Genomic DNA, 17717 nt, shown 5'->3' with positions numbered 1-17717 from the left:
TGCATCGGAAGCGAGGTTCGTTGAACCGAGGACTCTCGTCTTGACCCATATCGAATTGAGCGACGTCGACCAGGCAACGATCGCCGCCGAGGCCGATGACCAGTCGCGCGGCAGCAGCTCACCCACGGCAAGGACAAACGCACTCAGCGGGCGCGGACTGCAGGTCCTCTCATGGCTCGCGCCGGTCCTGCTCGTCATCGTATGGGAGGTTCTGGCGCAGGCAGGATGGTTGTCGCCGCAAGTGCTGCCCGCGCCGAGCAAGGTCGTCAGAACCGCGTTCAAGCTCGCGGTCAATGGCAGCCTATTGAATGATCTCGGCGTCAGCCTCCTGCGCGCCGCTGCGGGCTTCACCATCGGTTTCGCCGTGGGCGCCGGGCTCGGTATCCTCGTCGGCTTCTCCCGCGTCGCGGAGGCCGCGATCGACCGCAGCGTGCAGATGGTCAGGGCCATCCCGTTCCTCGCGGCGCTGCCGCTGGTCATCGTCTGGCTCGGCGTCGGCGAGGCCGAAAAGATCTTCCTGGTCGCGCTCGGCGTCACCTTTCCCATCTATATCAACACCGTCCTCGGCATCCGGCAGGTCGATCCGAAACTGCTCGAACTCGGTCGCGTTCAGGGCCTCGGCACCCTACAACTGATCCGCCGGATCATCCTTCCCGGTGCGTTGCCGTCGATCCTGACCGGTATCCGCTACGCGCTCGCCACCGCATGGCTTGCGCTCGTCGTCGCCGAAACCATCGGAGCCCAGTCCGGCATCGGCTTTCTCGCGATGGACGCACGCGAGTTCCTGCGCACCGACGTCATCATTCTGACGATCGTGATCTACGCGCTGATCGGCGTTGCCGCCGATGCCATCGCGCGCATCCTCGAACGCCGCCTGCTCGCATGGCACCCGAACTATGGAGCGATGCGATGAACCTGCATATCGCAACGCCCGCGCCATCACTGCATTCCGGACCAGCCGTCGTCGTGAGCAATCTGACGCGCGCCTACGGAGCGCGGGTCGTCATCGAGAAGCTGAATCTGCGTATCGAGCGCGGCGAGTTCGTTGCTCTGCTGGGAGAAAGCGGCTGCGGGAAGACCACGCTGTTGCGGGCCCTCGCCGGCCTCGATCCGATCCAAGGTGGACGCATCGCGGCCCCGCGCCGGCCGGCGGTCGTATTCCAGGAGCACCGGCTGCTGCCATGGGACAATCTCTGGCGTAACGTCTCGCTCGGCCTGCAGGCCGCGGATGCGCGCGAGCGCGCTGCCGACGCGCTGACCGAGGTCGGTCTCGGCGATCGTCTCGACGACTGGCCGCGGAACCTTTCCGGCGGACAGGCTCAGCGCGTCGCGCTCGCCCGGGCGCTGGTGCAGCAGCCCGAACTGCTCCTGCTCGACGAGCCCTTCGCGGCACTCGATGCCCTCACCCGCATCCGCATGCATGAGTTGGTCCGCGAGCTCGTCGCAAGTCACCGGCCCGGCGTCCTCCTCGTCACCCACGACGTCGACGAGGCGATCGCGCTCGCCGACCGCATCCTCGTGATGCGGAACGGCCGCATCGCCTTCGAGCACCGGACTTCGCCCGAGATCGATTCTTCCATCTCCCGCGTCGATCTCCTCGCTGAGCTCGGCGTAGTCGCCACTCACTCTTCCCACTAGGTTATCCGGAAGGACCGCATGTCTGACTTTTCATCGTCCAAACCATCCCGTCGCAGCTTCATCAGCTCAGCGGCCTTCGGAGTTGGCGCGCTCGCGGGCATGAATATCGGCGGCCTGGCGGAGGCCGCCACCGGGCGTGCCACCGATACCGTTCGCCTGACCTGGGGCTTGAGCGGCCTCAACCTGATCGCGAAGGAGCGCGGCGAGTTCGAAAAAGTGCTGGCCAGGGACGGCATCAAGGTCGAATGGCTCGGTCCGTTCCCGAACCATGCGCCCACCCTGCAGGCCGTCACCGGCGGCAGCGCCGATTTCAGCTTCGGCGGCAGCACCACGCCGGCACTGGCCGCGATCATTGCCGGCTCGCCGCTGGTATTCACCCAGTTCGTCGTCTACGAGCCCCGTACCACGGCGATCATCGCCAGGGATGGCTCCGGTATCGACAAGATCGAGGACCTCGTCGGCAAGTCGGTCGCGGTCAATCGCTCCGGACTTGGCGAGTTCCTGCTGGTTGCCGCGCTCGAGAAGCACAAGGTCGATCGCTCCGCAGTAAAATTCGTCTATCTGAATCCGCCGGACGCCGCGCCCGCTCTTGCCTCGGGCAAGGTTGATGCCTGGTCGATGTGGAGCCCGGGCGTCGACATCGCCCGCCTCGAATACAAGGCGCACGACATCTTCCTGGAAGGCCGCGATCTCGACTTCCAGATCGACTACACGTCCTACCTGACGACCCGAAAATTCGCGACCGACAATCCGGCACTCGTCCGCGCCGTCAACGACGCGTTCCGCGCCGAAGGCAAATGGATCTCGGACAACAGCAAGGACGCCGAGTACATCGCGCAAAAGGCCGGAAAATACAGCGACGCGGTTCGCGACCAGTTCATCGCGATGAACCGGCAGTATCGCTATTTCGCGGTCGACGACAAGCAGTTCATCTCCGACCTGCAAAAGGCAGCCGACTGGCTCGTCGCCCGCAAGGTTCTGCCCGAGCCGGTGAAGGTGACCGACCATCTTGCGCAGCTGCGGGAATGATCGCCGCGCGACCCATCCAGCACATCCAAAATCAATTCAAGCCATCTCCGAGTTGGACCCATGAACAAGCCCGTATCCGCCGTCTCACTGCAAGCCTCGCATCCGCTCACGCCGCAATCGTCCGAGATCGACGCCTTGCTGGCAACGATCGCCGAAGGTGCGAGCGAGCGGGAGCGCGAACGCATCCTTCCCCATGACGCCATCGACCTGATCCGCCGTGCGCGCCTCGGCGCCTTGCGGCTTCCCTTGGCAGCCGGCGGCGCCGGAAGCTCGATCCGTGACCTCTTCGGCTTCGTCATCCGCCTGGGCGAGGCCGATGCGAACGTCGCGCACATCCTGCGCAATCATTTCAGCGTAGTCGAACGGCTGGTCCGCACGCCCCGGGACGACCAGAGCCGGCAATGGCAGAAGGCGGTCGCCGAAGGGGCGATCATCGGCCTTGCGACCACCGAGCTCGAGAGCCCCCGCGTCGGCAACATCACGCCGGGTACGACGTTCACGCCCGACGCCGACGGCGATTACCTGCTGAACGGCACGAAATATTACAGCACCGGCACGCTCTATTCGGACTACGTGCTGGTGCGCGCGGCCGACCCGTCGGGCGCGAGCGGTGCAACGATCGTTCCGGTCAAGCGCGAAGGCATCGAACTCGTCGACGATTGGGACGGCCTTGGACAGCGCCTCACGGCCACCGGCACGACGCATTTCCGCAACGTGAAGGTGAAGCGGCAGGAAGTGGTGTTCGACTCGCCCGACGTTGGTTACGGCGTGCCCTACTCCAACACATTCGCTCAGCTCTTCCTGACCGCGATCGTCGCCGGCATCGCGCGCGCGACCTTGCACGATGCCAGCGCGCTGGTGCGCTCTCGCAAGCGGACCTTCTATTACGCGCCGACCGAGGTCCCGACCGAAGACCCGCTGCTTCAGCAGACCATCGGCCAGCTCGCCAGCGGCGCGTTCGCGGCCGAGACCGTTGTGCTGGCTGCGGCCGACGCGCTCGATGTCGCGACCAATGCCTTCGACACGGGCGCTCCGAACGCCGCGGAGGCCGCACACACCGCGGCTCTCCTGTCGGCGAAGGCGAAAATCATCGCCGACGAGTTCGCCATCCGCGGCGGCAGCCTGCTGTTCGACGTCGGCGGCGCCTCCGCGACCAAGAAGGTGACCAATTTCGACCGGCACTGGCGCAACGCGCGAACGCTCTCCTCGCACAATCCGACGACCTACAAGGCGCGTTCGATTGGGGAGTTTGAGGTCAACGGCACACCGCTGCCCGCCAAGGGCTTCTTCTAGGCCCGGCAACGGGCGCTCGACGAGGCCGGCACAAGGAGAGACACAGATGGGACGGTCGGACATTCATCTCGTCGAGGGAAGCAACGAGATCGAACGCCAGTTTCGCGGCTTGATGCGCCGCCTGGCCGGTGGCGTCAGCATCATCACGGCGGGCCGCGGCGGCGAGATCTCGGGAATGACGGTGACGTCCCTGACGTCGCTCAGCGCCAGCCCTCCGCGGCTCCTCGTCAGCGTCAACCGGCAGGCTTCGTCCTTTGCGCTGATCGAGCGGTACCGTGCCTTCGGTGTCAACATTCTCGGGTCCGACCAGCAGGATGTGGCGGGCCAATTCAGCAACGGCCGGCTGAAGGGCGCGCAGCGCTTCGAGGGAATTCCCTGGTCTGCGGGTTCATCCGGCGTCCCGCTGCTGCGGAATTCGCTCGCCACCGTGGAGTGCCAGGTCGAGGAGATCATCGAACGGCATTCGCACGGGATCATCGTCGGCAGCCTCTCGAGCTTCGAGCTCTCCCCGCAATTGTCCGGCCTGGTGTACTGGAACGGCCAGTACATCGAGATCAACCACGATGTCGACCTGGATCTGCTGGCGGAAATCAGTATTCCCCTGGCGCACGTTCGGTGACAACATATCTCGTCATCAGGACCGGTGGTTTGAGGCAGCATGAGGCGGGACGATCTTCCGGAGCCGTCGGATAATACGGCGGACGACCAGGCCGGCTCCGCGTCGAAGCGCTGGCAGCTCGACCGGATCGTCGCAGAGCTCAGGGCGTCCCGCGAAGAGACCCACAGCATCCGGCGTGACGGAGAAGCCCGGCGGGCGCCTTCCCGCGACGCACTCCAGGCGATCCTGGATGGACTGACCGAGGCGCTGTTTCCGCGGCACTACGGCCAGTTCGACCTCGACGGCGAGAACATCGACTATTTCGTCGGCAATCGCCTCAGCTTCGCCCTCGACAGTCTGTGCGAGCAGATCCATCGCGGCGCCCTGTTCGTCGGCGACGATCTGATTCCAGGTTTTCGTCGCGAGAGCGCGATCGCGCTGACACGGAATTTTGCCTCGCAGCTCCCGACGGTTCGCGGGCTGCTCATCAACGATCTCAGGGCCGCCTTCGTCGGCGACCCCGCGGCCAGGAACTTTCCCGAGATCCTGATCGGATACCCCGGGATGACCGCGATCATCCACCATCGCCTTGCCCACCTGCTCTATCGGCGCGATGCGCGCCTCATCGCACGGCTGATCGCCGAGATCGCCCATACCAGGACCGGCATCGACATCCATCCCGGAGCGACCATCGGCTCGGGCTTCTTCATCGATCACGGGACCGGCGTGGTCATCGGGGAGACCGCCATCATCGGCGACAATGTCCGCATCTACCAGGCGGTCACGCTCGGAGCGCGGCACTTTCCGACCGACGACGACGGCCACCTGGTCAAGGGCGACATGCGGCACCCGATCGTGGAAGACGATGTCGTCATCTATGCCGGAGCCACCATCCTCGGCAGGATCACGATCGGCCGGGGATCCACGATCGGCGGCAACGTCTGGGTGACCAAGGATGTGCCGCCGAACAGTATCGTGACGCAGGCAACGGCGCGCAACAAGCAGGGCTAGGCCGCGGGCCGGCACCTTTCCGGCACGTCAGGCGGCGCTCCATCGCTTCGCCGCCACCGTTGCCATCCGGTGCTATTCGGCCGCCACCGTGCTCGGCGCACGCCAGATCGCCGCCGAATACAGCGCCGGATCGAAATCGTCCGCGACCGGCCCGTTGATGCGGGCTTCATGCGCGGAAAGATCGGCCAGGAACAGATCGCGGCTGATGCGTGCAACGACCGCGGGAATGTCGCGCTTGAAACTCGGGACATCCCCGATCGGCAGGCCGAAGCTGACGAACGCCGCCGGATTGAACACGTGGATGTCGGCAAGATACGGCGCCGTGCCGGATGTCTTTTCCAGGAATTCATGCGCGGCGCCGAGATAGGGGTGCGCAGCCAGGCTCTCGTCCCGCTCGTCCGCCGCCGGCGTAAAGCGATCACGCCAGAGCAAGATTCGGTCAGCGAAGTCGGCAAGCTCAGGACGCAGGCCAAGATCGACCTGGAAGCCCGTTCCGGCGATCACGAAGTCGAAGGCGATGTCGCCCTGCGGCGTCGTGGCGAGCAGCCGGCGGCCGAACGGCTTTGCCGAGGCCCAGGGCGCGGCGAGGTGGAGATGGAAATTGGAAAACTTCACGACCCGTGAAATGGCATCGGGCGGAGGCGTCGACCCGGCGCGGCGGAAACGAACAGCCTGATGCCAGCGCACGGCATCGGGCAGCGATCCGTAATTGTCGTAGGCGCCGGGATAGCCGCGCGTCCTGATCACGGGCTCGGCGGCGATCCTGTCGCGGCGTGCAAAGAGATGGACCTCCCTTGCCCCCGCCTCCAGGGCGACGGCCGCCGCATCGAAAGCGGAGGCTGCGCTTCCCAGCACGGCGACCGCCTTGTCGCGCAGGCCCTCGAAGTCGATCGCCTCGAGCGTATGCGCATAAACCTCCTTCGGCAGGTTGCGCGTGAGGACCTCGGGAATGGACGGGCCGCCATTGCTGGGAAAGCCGCTGGCCAGGATCACCTTGCGTGCCGTCTCGGTCGTGACCACGCCGGCGCGGTCCAGGTGCAGGCGGAGATGACCATCCACGGGTTCGATGCGCAGGAGCTTGGTCTGATAGCGCACGTCGATCCCGAGCGTCTTGCGGTACCAGTCGAGATACGCAGCCCAGTCCAGTCGCGGAATGCGATCGAGAGCCTCATAGGCCGACGCGCCGTGGCGTCCCTCGTACCAGGCCTGGAAACTCAGTCCAGGCAGGCCCAATTCCGGTCCGGGCAAGCCCTTCGGCGTGCGGAGCTTGTGCATGCGCGCACTGGTCAGCCACGGGCCGGACGCTGCGGCATCCTTGGCCGCATCGATCACCGTGACCTTGCCGATGCCGGCGCGACGAAGCGCGAATGCGAACGTGCTGCCCGACTGCCCGCCTCCGATGATCGCGACGTTGTGGTCGACCCCGGCACGGTCCGGCACCCAGTTCTGCGGATCGGGTCCGATCAGGCGCAGGGTCTCGCGAGAGGTCTTGTCGATATCGGCTTGAACCATGTTTTGCACCCGGCTTGAAAGCGGCATCAGATGCGATCAAATCGTAGAAGCGAACGGCGCCCAGTCAATGAAATGAAATCAGCGTTGTTTGCTCGCGCGGGCAATTAAATCGTCGCGATCAAGCGGCGCGTCGAAAGATTCAGTTCGACGCATTTCACCGGTCTGACGTACCGCAAAGATATCAGCGCAATGCAATCGGACGTCGCAACAACATGCGCGCCGCACTGCCGCCTACGTTCGGCGGCTTGCTCGTTAGTTTCATGCTCGCATCGAAACGAACAACGCAAATTCATTTCATCGACATTCGCGCGACCGTCGACATAGAGTCCCTCTCGCTCGTGCCGCGCTGAGACGGCATGTCGGAGATCTGGAAAAATAGGATGTCGGCGCACGGCGTTATCAGCCTCGAACGGGACACTCCCGAGCTTGCTCGCACCTATGAGCAGGCCGGCATTTTGCAGTTTCACCATGGCAAGTTTCTCATCGGCCCGCTTTCGTTGAAATCCGGAGATCGGGTTCTGGATATCGGCGCAGGCACAGGCCGCTTGACGGAATTCGCTGCGAACCTCGTCGGTCCGCACGGTCGCGTGATCGGCATCGACCCACTCGACAACCGCATCGCGATCGCGCGCCTGCGCGAGTCCGAGACGCTGACCTTCGGCGTCGGTCGCGCCGAGGACCTATCGCGCTTCGACGATGCCGAATTCGACGTCGTCTACCTCAACAGCGTCTTCCACTGGATCGCCGAGAAGCAGCGTGCGCTCGGCGAAATTCTTCGCGTGCTGAAACCAGGCGGACGGCTCGGGCTGAATGTCCAGGATCCGTCGAGACCGCACGAGTCACGTATCCTGTTCCGGCAGGCGATCGAACAATCCGGCTTCGGTCCTCGAAGCGGCGAAGCGCATCGCGTGCTCGGCGTGACGGACGACGAGCTCAAGGCCCTGTTCGCGGGCGCCGGATTCGTCGACTACCGCAGCGACCTGCGGTCGCTTGTCGATCTTCATGACGACGTCAATTCGGTGTTCGGCTGGTCCGAAGCCAGCGCGTTCGGCAACTTCCTGGAAGGATTCACTCCGGCCGAACGAGACGTCGTCCGTGGCGCCTTCGCGGCGCTGGTCGAAACCAAGCGCGTTCCGGAAGGCCTTCGCCTCGAAAGATATCTGCGCTTCGCATTCGCCCGAAAGCCGGAGCCACGTACCACCCCCGCTTCCTGATCGTTCCTCTCCTCATCCTCGAACTCGCGCCGGGACATTCGAACCATGAGCCAGCCACGACAGCTCGTCCTCAACGTCTTCATCTATCCGGGCGGTCACCACGAGGCCGCCTGGCGCTACAAGGGGTCTTCGGCCGACCGCATTCTCGACATCAGTTATTATCAGGAGCTGGCGCAGCGCGCCGAGGCCAGCAAGTTCGACGCGATCTTCTTCGCCGACGGGCCGGCGCTCGCCGACAACGTTCGCTATGCGCAGCGCTTCCGGTTCGAGCCGATCACATGGCTCGCCGCGATCGCGGCGGTGACCAGCCGCATCGGGCTGATCGCGACGGCCTCGACGACCTACACCGAGCCCTACAACCTCGCCCGCCTCTTCGCGTCGCTGGATCATCTGAGCCGGGGCCGCGCCGGCTGGAACATCGTGACGACCAGCGCACCGCAAGCTGCCCAGAACTTCGGCCTGCCCGAGCATCCGCCGCACAGCGAGCGCTACGAGCGCGCACGCGAATATCTCGACGTGATCACGCGGCTCTGGGATAGCTGGGAGGACGATGCGCTCGTCAACGATCCCGCGTCGGGGCTGTTCGCCGACACCAGCAAGATCCATACGCTCGACCATGTCGGGAAGCACTTCCGCGTCCGCGGCCCGCTGAACATCTCGCGGACGCCTCAGGGGCGCCCGGTCTATGTGCAGGCCGGCGCATCCGACGACGGCCGGGCCTTTGCTGCCCGCTTCGCGGAAGCGATCTTCACCGCTCACCAGACCCTGGACTCGGCCCGGGAATTCTACGCCGACATCAAGCGGCAGGCCCGCGCCTTCGATCGCGGTCCCGATCAGATCAAGATCCTGCCCGGTATCAGCCCCTTCATTGGCAGCACGCAGGCCGAGGCGGATCGCCTCGAGGAGGAATTCAACGAGCTGATCCAGCCCGAATATTCCCTCACCCAATTGCGCCAGATGATCGGGCTGGATCTCACCGGCTACGACCTCGATGGCCCGGTGCCGCGGCACTTGATCGATACCGCGAGCGCGCGCGGCGTCGCCAGCCGCTTCAAGCTGGTGGTCGACATCGTCGATCGCGAAAAGCCGACCATTCGCCAATTGGTGCAACGCCTGGCCGGCGCCCGTGGTCACTGGGTCATCGCGGGGACGCCGGAGAAGATCGCCGACAACATCCAGACCTGGTTCGAGAACGGCGCGGCCGACGGCTTCAACGTGATGCCGCCATGGCTGCCCGGCGGGCTCGAGCTGTTCGCCGATCAGGTCGTCCCGATCCTCCGCAAGCGCGGCCTGTTCCGGGAAGATTACACCGGCACGACGCTGCGTGACCATTACGGCCTCGCGAAGCCGGCCAGCATCTATTCGAGCGCGATCAAGGCCAGCGCCTGAACAGACCTTCACCGAGGTCTTGCACCGCAGGACCCGCCATCCAAGAAAGCAGGCAGAAGTCGAAATGAAGAACGCCCGGTTGCTCCTGTTCAGCCTTTTCATCCTCCCCTTGGTCATTGCCGGAAGCGCCTTCGCGCAACAGCTGTCGAAACCCGAGCTCAGGGTCGGCTTCGTGCCAGGCCCCTACATCGACGAGTTCAAGATCGGGGTCGAGCCGGAGCTCAAGAAGAGGGGCTACAAGATCCGCTATGTGGAATTCTCGACCGGGCTCGAAGCGAACAATGCGGTGTTCAAGTCCGAGATCGATGCCAACGTGATGCAGCACACGATCTTCCTCGACTCCTACAACGAACGCCAGCAAACCGATCTGGTGGGAGTCGTTCACGTTCCGACGCCGCCGATGGGCATCTATTCGAAGAAGCATCCGCTGGGCACGCCGATCAAGCCCGGCTCGAGCGTCGCCGTGCCCAACGACCCCGTCAACCTGCAGCGCGCGTTATGGATCCTTCGTGACCTCGGCCTGATCGAGATCCGCGACAGCAAGCCGGTCGACGTTACCGAGCTCGACGTCATCAAGAATCCGGGCGGCATCAAGATCGTTCCACTCGAAGCAGCGCAGGCGCCGCGCGCTCTCGACGACGTGGACTTCGCCGCCATCCAGGGCAATTTCGCCATCTTCGCCGGGCTGAAGCTGACGAATGCGTTTGCGCTCGAGAAGATGACGACGCCCTACATCAACGTGCTCGCCGTCAAGAAGGGCAACGCCGATGCGGACTGGGTCCGGGACATCGTCGCCGGCTACAAGTCACCGACCTTCAAGGCTGCGATCGCGGCCGATCGGTTCTATGACGGGTTCACTCTGCCCGACTACATGAAGTGAATGTGACGCAGGCGGAAGCCCGCTTTGCCGGGAAACCGGCTGAGATACGGCCGGAACACGGCGCTGACATCGGTTGAGCGGCGGCAAAATCATCTTTGGCCGCCCTACACCTTGAAACGGGATTCTCGAACGCTTGGCGCCTCCAGCAGGATTCTACCAAACTGACTGCAGCTCGCATCCAGCGATGTTCGGCGGCGGCGTGAGCGTGATAGCGTTCAGTCGATCCGTTCTCCTGCGCTTTGGAGCGACCATGACCTATCTCGCCTCACTCCATTCGCGCGTGGCCGAGCTGTTCGCGCATCTGCGCGAACGACGTCGACATTTCGTCGATTCCCATTCGCGCGATCGGGACAATGATCCCGACGACTTCTACGAGATATTCCTGTTTGGACCCCATGGCTGACGACTTCCGATCCATCCGCACCACCCAAAGCCCCATGACACGCGGTTCTCAGGCATGACCGACGCGGCCTTGCAGTTCACTGAAGCCAGCCGCCGCCTCGACGCCATCGATCGGAAGATCCTGATGGTGCTCCAGCAGGACGCCTCGCTCTCGGTCGCTGAAATCGGCGAGCGGGTCGGCTTGTCGTCGACGCCGTGCTGGAAGCGCATCCAGAGGCTCGAGGCCGACAGCGTCATCCTGAAGCGCGTCGCGCTCGTCGACCAGGACAGGATCGGACTCGGACTGTCCGTGTTCGTGTCGGTCGAGAGTGCCGATCATTCGGATGCGTGGCTGAAGCGCTTCGCCGAGGCCGTCAGCGCCATGCCGGAGGTGATCGAGCTTTACCGGATGGCCGGCGACGTCGATTACATGCTGCGCGTCGTGGTCGCCGACATGCACAGCTACGACGTTTTCTACAAGAGGCTGATCCGTACCGTTCCGCTCAAGAACGTCACATCGCGCTTTGCGATGGAGAAGATCAAGTCGGTGACCGTGCTTCCCGTCCCGGCTGCCGCCGCCGACTAGAGGCCGCCGCAGTCCTGGGGCGTTCGCGGCCGAGATCGACGTGAGCGAGTTCGATCGCGCCTATCGCTGCAGCGATTGCGCCTCGATCGCCTGCACCGCCACGCTCGCCACCTGGCGCAGCGCGTCGCGATCGGCGCCGGAGGATGCCATCACGCCCATGCCGACGGAGACGGCGGAGATATAGCGCGCCAGAGCGGCGGGATCGGCAGTCTCCTTGAGATCGCCCTCGGCCTTGGCGCGGACGAAACGCTCGCGCAGTTGATCCTCGTTCTGGGCCCGGCGGGCAGCAAGTTCAAACGGGACGTTCTCGGAACCCGAGCCACAGGCGATGCCACCTTGCACCAGCAAGCACCCGGGCGGATTGGCAGGATCGGTCTGCTTGTCGGCGATCCCCATCAGCATCCGGATGGCGACGTCGCGGGCAGTCGGAGCTGCGATCACCTCTTCGATCCAGGCCCCGCGCAACATGGTGTAGCGATCGAGCGCGGCCTTCAGAAGCCCCTCCTTGTTGCCGAAACAGGCGTAGAGACTAGGCGGGTTGATGCCCATGGCTTCGGTGAGCTGCGCGATGGTGGCGCCCTCGTAGCCATGGCGCCAGAACACTTCCATCGCCCGATCCAGCGCCGCTTCGGCGTCGAATTCCCGGGGGCGTCCCATGCCCATTGTCTTTATCCTCCGTCTGAACCGGCGTCATATCCCACTCTAACGCCTGATCCTATCTATTTGTTCTGGCTTTCTTTTCTCTAGCGTCTTCCATTCGTCGCGGTAAGCAAGTACAATTTTCTTAGTGAATGGTACATAAGTATCTTGCACTGCGACATCCAGCTCCACATGTGTAGTGACCATTACATATCTGGAGCGCGTAAATGCATCCCTCCCAAAATACCTCTCGCGCCGGTCGTTTCCGCAGTCTCCTTGGCGGCGTCGCCATCGTGGGCGCCCTCGCCGTGGCCGGCTCGATCGCGACCGGCCACTACTTTCATCCAGCCCAGGCGACCGCGACAGCCGCAGCCGCCGAACAGGCCGTCCCCGTCACGGTCGCCATGATCGAACCGCGACAGACCGTGCTGTGGGACGATTTCTCCGGCCGGCTCGAAGCGATCAACCGCGTCGAGCTTCGACCACGCGTCGCCGGCGCGATCCTGTCGGCCAACTTCACCGAAGGCGCGCTGGTGAAGGCCGGCGACGTCCTGTTCAAGATCGATCCGGCGCCCTACGCCGCCGAGGTCGACAAGGCCAATGCGCAGCTCGAGGCGGCGAAGGCGCGCGTGGTGTTCACCCAGAGTGAACTCGAACGCGGCGCACAGCTCGTCGGCAACGCCGTCGTCACCCGCCGCGACTATGATCAGCGTGACAACGCCAATCGCGAGGCCATTGCCAACGTGAAGGCAGCCGAGGCGACGCTGCAGACCGCAAAGCTCAATCTCGACTACACCGAGGTACGCGCGCCGGTGGACGGCCGTGTCGGCAAGATCGAAATCACGGTCGGCAATCTCGTCGCCGCCGGCACCGCCTCCCCCGTCCTGACCTCACTGGTCTCGGTCAACCCGATCTACGCCTCCTTCGATGCGGACGAAGAGGTGGTGTTGCGTGCGCTGAACACGATCGCCGACGCATCCGGCAAGCGCGGCAATCTCGATCAGATTCCGGTCGAAATGGCGACTTCCGGCGGTCTCTCGGCAAAGGGCCACATCCAACTCATCGACAACCAGGTCAACGGCCAGAGCGGCACCATCCGTGTCCGCGCGGTATTCCAGAACGCGGACGGGCGTCTCATTCCCGGCCAGTTCGCCCGCGTGCGCATGGGCCAGCCGAAGCAGCAGAGCCTGGTCATGATCGACGAGCGCGCGATCGGGACCGACCAGGACAAGAAGTTCGTCATGGCTGTCGGCGACGACAGCCGTGCCGTCTACCGGCCGATCACGCTGGGTGGTTCGGTCGAGGGCCTGCGTATCGTCACCTCGGGCCTGAAGTCCGGCGATCGCATCGTCGTCAACGGCCTGCAGCGCGTGCGTCCGGGCGCCCTCCTCAAGACGGAGGTCGCACAGATGGGTGCCCGCGGGCCGCAGCAGGCGTCCAACCACAGCAACCAGGACATCGTGCAGCGTTAGCGTTCTCCGTGGTGCCAGGGGCGCGCTTCACGCGTCCCCGGCACATCGGAGCTTTCGAACTCTCAGGACATCACTGTGAACTCCGGGCCCGCGGCTTCGCAGCCACCCCGGGGCCAGGGAAAGTCGTCTCTAGCGCAGGGGCATAGCCATGAATCTCTCGAAGTTCTTCATCGACCGCCCGATTTTCGCCGGCGTTCTCTCGGTCCTGATCTTTCTCGCGGGCCTGATCTCGCTGTTCGCGATGCCGATCTCCGAATATCCGGACGTCGTGCCCCCCTCCGTCGTCGTGCGCGCGACCTATCCCGGCGCCAATCCCAAGGTGATCGCGGAGACGGTGGCGACGCCGATCGAGGAGCAGATCAACGGCGTCGAGAACATGCTGTACATGTCGAGCCAGGCCACCACCGACGGCGCGATGACGCTGACGGTGACGTTCCGGCTCGGGACCGATCCCGACAAGGCGACGCAGCTCGTGCAGAACCGCGTGCAGCAGGCCGAACCGCGCCTGCCGGCCGTGGTACGCCAGCTCGGCATCATCACCAAGAAGTCGTCGCCCGACCTCACCATGGTCGTGCATCTGCTGTCGCCGAACGGCCGCTACGACATGACGTATCTGCGCAACTACGCCGTGCTGAACGTCAAGGACAGGCTGGCGCGGATCGACGGTGTCGGCGACGTCCAGCTCTACGGCGCCGGCGACTATTCGATGCGGGTCTGGGTCGATCCGCAGAAGGCGGCCGAGCATGGGCTGACCGCGAGCGACATCGTCAAGGCCATCCAGGCACAGAACGTCGAGGCTGCCGCCGGCGTCGTCGGTTCGTCCCCCAACGTCAAGGGCATCGACCTGCAGCTCTCGGTCAACGCCGAAGGCCGCCTCGCGAACGAGGAGCAATTCGGCGACATCGTGGTCAAGACCGGCTCGCGCGGCGAAGTGGTGCGGCTGCGCGACGTCGCCCGCATCGAGCTCGGCGCATCCGAATACGGCCTGCGGTCGCTGCTCGACAACAAGCAGGCGGTGGCGATTCCGATCTTCCAGGCTCCCGGCTCGAACGCGCTCGAGATCTCCGATCACGTCCGCGCCACCATGGCGGAGATCAAGAAGAACATGCCCGAAGGCGTGTCCTACCAGATCGTCTACGACCCCACCCAGTTCGTGAGGTCGTCGATCGAGGCCGTGATCCATACGCTGCTGGAGGCGATCGCGCTCGTGGTGCTGGTGGTGATCCTGTTCCTGCAGACCTGGCGCGCCTCGATCATTCCGCTCCTGGCCGTGCCCGTCTCGATCGTCGGCACCTTCGCCGTGATGCACGTGTTCGGCTTCTCGATCAATGCGCTCAGCCTGTTCGGCCTCGTGCTCGCGATCGGCATCGTCGTCGACGACGCCATCGTCGTGGTCGAGAACGTCGAGCGCAACATCGAGGGCGGGCTGTCGCCGCGCGATGCCACCTATCAGGCGATGCGCGAGGTCTCCGGGCCGATCATCGCGATCGCGATGGTGCTGATCGCGGTGTTCGTGCCACTCGCCTTCATCTCCGGCCTCACCGGGCAGTTCTACAAGCAGTTCGCGCTGACCATCGCGATCTCGACCGTGATCTCGGCCGTCAACTCGCTGACCCTGTCGCCGGCGTTGTCGGCCCTGCTGCTCAAGGGCCATGACGAGCCGAAGGACCGGCTGACGCTGCTGCTCGAAAAGGCACTGGGCTGGTTCTTCCGCGGCTTCAACAAGGCCTTCACGCGCTCCTCCGAGAACTACAGCGGCACCGTGACCAAGGTGATCTCCGGCAAGGCGGCCGTGATGGGCCTCTACGTGGTCCTGGTCGGTCTGACCGCCCTCTTGTTCCAGCAGGTGCCGAGCGGCTTCGTGCCCGGCCAGGACAAGCAGTACCTGGTCGGCTTCGCACGCCTGCCCGACGGCGCGACGCTCGACCGCACGGAAGAGGTGATCCGCAAGATGAGCGACATCGCGCTGACCCAGCCCGGCGTCGAAAGCTCCGTGGCCTTCCCGGGCCTGTCGATCTCCGGCTTCACCAACTCCTCAAACGCCGGCATCGTGTTCTCGACGCTGAAGCCGTTCGACGAACGCAAGGATCCCTCGCTGAGCGGCCCTGCTCTCGCGGCCGAACTGAACAAGAAATACGCCGGCATCCAGGAAGCCTTCATCGCCATGTTCCCGCCGCCGCCGGTCAACGGCCTCGGCACGATCGGCGGCTTCAAGCTGCAGATCGAGGACCGCGCCGGCCTCGGCTATGAGGCACTGAACGAGGCGACGAAAGCCTTCATGGCGGCGATGCAGAAGGCGCCGGAGATCGCCGGCGTGTTCTCGAGCTTCCAGGTCAACGTGCCGCAGCTCTTCGCCGACATCGACCGCACCAAGGCGCTGCAGCTCGGCGTGCCCGTGACCGAAGTGTTCAACACACTCCAGATCTATCTCGGCTCCTACTACGTGAACGACTTCAACAAGTTCGGCCGTACCTACTCCGTCTACGTCCAGGCCGATGCGCCGTTCCGCGCGCGCGCCGACGACATCAGGCAGTTGAAGGTGCGTTCGTCCTCCGGCGACATGGTGCCGCTGTCGGCGCTGCTGACGATCCGCCAGAGCGCGGGGCCCGAACGCGCGATCCGCTACAACGGCTTCCTGTCGTCCGACATCAACGCGGCGGCCGCGCCGGGCTACTCCTCCGGCCAGGCGCAGGAAGCCGCGACGCGGATCGCCGCCGAAGTGCTGCCGCCCGGCTTTGCCTTCGAATGGACCGACCTGACCTATCAGGAGTTCATCGCCGGCAATTCCGGCCTGTGGGTGTTCCCGCTGGCGATCCTGCTGGTGTTCCTGGTCCTGGCGGCACTCTATGAGAGCCTGACGCTGCCGCTTTCGATCATCATGATCGTGCCGATGGGCCTGCTGGCGGCGATGTTCGGGGTCTGGGTCTCGAAGGGCGACAACAACGTCTTCACCCAGATCGGCCTGATCGTGCTCGTCGGCCTCTCGGCCAAGAACGCGATCCTGATCGTCGAATTCGCGCGCGAGCTCGAATTCGCGGGGCGCTCGCCGCTCCGCGCGGCGATCGAGGCAAGCCGGCTTCGCCTGCGCCCGATCCTGATGACGTCGATGGCCTTCATCATGGGCGTGCTGCCGCTGGTGCTATCGACCGGCGCCGGCTCCGAGATGCGGCGGGCCATGGGCGTCGCCGTCTTCTCGGGCATGATCGGGGTCACCGTGTTCGGCTTGTTCCTGACCCCGGTATTCTATGTGCTGCTTCGCACCGTCACCGGCATGAAGCCGCTGACGCATCACGGCAGCGACACCAGCGCTGCGCCGGTCCAGGGACTCGGTCACTAGATCAGGGAGATCCCCGACAGCAACAACAGAACGAGCACGGTCTTGCGAAAGACCGTCTCGTTGACACGGTGAAAGGCGATGACGCCGAGAGCCGAGCCCGCGAACAGCGCCGGCAGGCTGATTGCCAGGTCGATGAAGACCTTCGACGACAGATCCTGATGCCCGACCAGCAAAGCGATCGCAAACAGCTGCATCGCCGCGATGAACGGCTGCACCAGGCCGCGCTGCTCGCTCTTGGGCATGCCGCGCATGTCGCACCAGATCGTCGGGATCGCTCCGGGCATGGCCGTGAGGCCACCGACCAGCCCTCCGCCGAAACCGATCAGCGCAACCCAGTGCCGGCCGACGGCTTCTCCAGCCGTGACCAGCGTCGGCCGCAGCAGCATGTAGGCCGCATAGAGCGCGACAATGATGCCGAATCCACGCCGCAGCAGATGCGTGTCTGTGCTCTGCAGCAGCGAGACGGCGATGGGAACGCCGATCAGTCCACCGACGATCAGGAGCAAACTGCCTTCCCAGCGGATGGTGCGCCGGAGCGCCCACAGATTGGTCGCCTGCACGCCGATGCTGCATGCCATCATCAGCGGAACGGCTTCCAGCGGCTGGAACACCCTCAGCAGGATGGCACCAGCCACGGCCGAGAACGCGAAGCCGGACAGCCCCGAGACGAAGGCGCCCGCGAATACGGCAACGCTGAGCAGAATCAAAGTCGCGATATCTGGCAAGATCTGCCCTCCG

At 64.6% G+C, this 17717-nt stretch carries 16 protein-coding genes; 13 read left to right on the top strand and 3 right to left on the bottom strand.

Annotation, left to right across the window (positions count from 1 at the left end; all coding sequences use genetic code 11):
• Positions 1 to 157: 157 nt before the first annotated feature.
• From QM712_RS12840 to epsC, 6 genes are read left to right on the top strand one after another with little or no spacing between them, the layout of a single operon-like run.
• Complete coding sequence (locus QM712_RS12840; RefSeq protein WP_415023494.1) at positions 158 to 913, top strand: ABC transporter permease subunit; 756 nt, start codon at positions 158 to 160, stop codon at positions 911 to 913.
• A complete protein-coding gene (locus QM712_RS12835; RefSeq protein ID WP_415023470.1) occupies positions 910 to 1638 on the top strand; it encodes an ABC transporter ATP-binding protein in 729 nt (242 codons plus the stop codon). Before QM712_RS12840 ends, QM712_RS12835 begins: the two co-directional genes overlap by 4 nt.
• An 18-nt stretch (positions 1639 to 1656) precedes the next feature.
• Positions 1657 to 2667 carry an NrtA/SsuA/CpmA family ABC transporter substrate-binding protein gene (locus QM712_RS12830; protein WP_415023469.1) on the top strand — a complete coding sequence of 337 codons (1011 nt, stop codon included), beginning with the start codon at positions 1657 to 1659 and terminating at the stop codon, positions 2665 to 2667.
• Between the two features lie 60 nt (positions 2668 to 2727).
• Positions 2728 to 3960 carry an acyl-CoA dehydrogenase gene (locus QM712_RS12825; RefSeq protein ID WP_415023468.1) on the top strand — a complete coding sequence of 411 codons (1233 nt, stop codon included), beginning with the start codon at positions 2728 to 2730 and terminating at the stop codon, positions 3958 to 3960.
• A gap of 46 nt (positions 3961 to 4006) precedes the next feature.
• Complete coding sequence (locus tag QM712_RS12820; RefSeq protein WP_415023467.1) at positions 4007 to 4579, top strand: flavin reductase family protein; 573 nt, start codon at positions 4007 to 4009, stop codon at positions 4577 to 4579.
• Between the two features lie 39 nt (positions 4580 to 4618).
• Positions 4619 to 5569 carry a serine O-acetyltransferase EpsC gene (epsC, locus tag QM712_RS12815; protein ID WP_415023466.1) on the top strand — a complete coding sequence of 317 codons (951 nt, stop codon included), beginning with the start codon at positions 4619 to 4621 and terminating at the stop codon, positions 5567 to 5569.
• A gap of 72 nt (positions 5570 to 5641) precedes the next feature.
• Here epsC and QM712_RS12810 read toward each other — a convergent pair whose 3' ends face one another.
• Positions 5642 to 7081 (bottom strand): FAD-dependent oxidoreductase, encoded by a 1440-nt coding sequence (locus QM712_RS12810; RefSeq protein ID WP_415023465.1) that lies wholly within the window; start codon positions 7079 to 7081, stop codon positions 5642 to 5644.
• A gap of 380 nt (positions 7082 to 7461) precedes the next feature.
• Here QM712_RS12810 and QM712_RS12805 point away from each other — a divergent pair, with 380 nt between their 5' ends.
• The 5 genes from QM712_RS12805 to QM712_RS12785 all read left to right on the top strand — a co-directional run bounded on the left by QM712_RS12805 (position 7462) and on the right by QM712_RS12785 (position 11531).
• A complete protein-coding gene (locus QM712_RS12805) occupies positions 7462 to 8295 on the top strand; it encodes a class I SAM-dependent methyltransferase (protein WP_415023464.1) in 834 nt (277 codons plus the stop codon).
• A 45-nt stretch (positions 8296 to 8340) separates the two neighbouring features.
• Positions 8341 to 9684 (top strand): LLM class flavin-dependent oxidoreductase, encoded by a 1344-nt coding sequence (locus tag QM712_RS12800; RefSeq protein ID WP_415023463.1) that lies wholly within the window; start codon positions 8341 to 8343, stop codon positions 9682 to 9684.
• Positions 9685 to 9748: 64 nt separating this feature from the next.
• Positions 9749 to 10564: a MetQ/NlpA family ABC transporter substrate-binding protein gene (locus QM712_RS12795; protein WP_415023462.1), complete on the top strand. Its 816-nt coding sequence runs from the start codon at positions 9749 to 9751 to the stop codon at positions 10562 to 10564.
• 250 nt (positions 10565 to 10814) lie between these two features.
• Positions 10815 to 10967 (top strand): hypothetical protein, encoded by a 153-nt coding sequence (locus tag QM712_RS12790; RefSeq protein WP_415023461.1) that lies wholly within the window; start codon positions 10815 to 10817, stop codon positions 10965 to 10967.
• Between the two features lie 54 nt (positions 10968 to 11021).
• Entirely contained in the window at positions 11022 to 11531 is a 510-nt protein-coding gene (locus QM712_RS12785) for an Lrp/AsnC family transcriptional regulator (RefSeq protein WP_415023460.1), read from the top strand.
• 60 nt (positions 11532 to 11591) lie between these two features.
• On the opposite strand, the gene QM712_RS12780 is transcribed toward QM712_RS12785, so the two are convergent.
• Entirely contained in the window at positions 11592 to 12194 is a 603-nt protein-coding gene (locus QM712_RS12780) for a TetR/AcrR family transcriptional regulator (RefSeq protein WP_415023459.1), read from the bottom strand.
• 203 nt (positions 12195 to 12397) lie between these two features.
• Between QM712_RS12780 and QM712_RS12775 the strand changes: the two genes are divergently transcribed.
• Together QM712_RS12775 and QM712_RS12770 are read left to right on the top strand one after the other, a co-directional pair.
• Positions 12398 to 13642 (top strand): efflux RND transporter periplasmic adaptor subunit, encoded by a 1245-nt coding sequence (locus QM712_RS12775; protein WP_415023458.1) that lies wholly within the window; start codon positions 12398 to 12400, stop codon positions 13640 to 13642.
• A gap of 148 nt (positions 13643 to 13790) precedes the next feature.
• Positions 13791 to 16979: an efflux RND transporter permease subunit gene (locus QM712_RS12770; RefSeq protein ID WP_415023457.1), complete on the top strand. Its 3189-nt coding sequence runs from the start codon at positions 13791 to 13793 to the stop codon at positions 16977 to 16979.
• Here QM712_RS12770 and QM712_RS12765 read toward each other — a convergent pair.
• Positions 16976 to 17704, bottom strand: a complete 729-nt coding sequence (locus QM712_RS12765; RefSeq protein WP_415023456.1) for a sulfite exporter TauE/SafE family protein — start codon at positions 17702 to 17704, stop codon at positions 16976 to 16978. The two genes, QM712_RS12770 and QM712_RS12765, sit on opposite strands and share 4 nt — an antisense overlap.
• Positions 17705 to 17717 lie beyond the last annotated feature (13 nt).

The organism is Bradyrhizobium sp. (assembly GCF_047605465.1).
Classification (GTDB): domain Bacteria; phylum Pseudomonadota; class Alphaproteobacteria; order Rhizobiales; family Xanthobacteraceae; genus Bradyrhizobium.
This window is presented reverse-complemented; position numbering and strand designations above follow the sequence as displayed.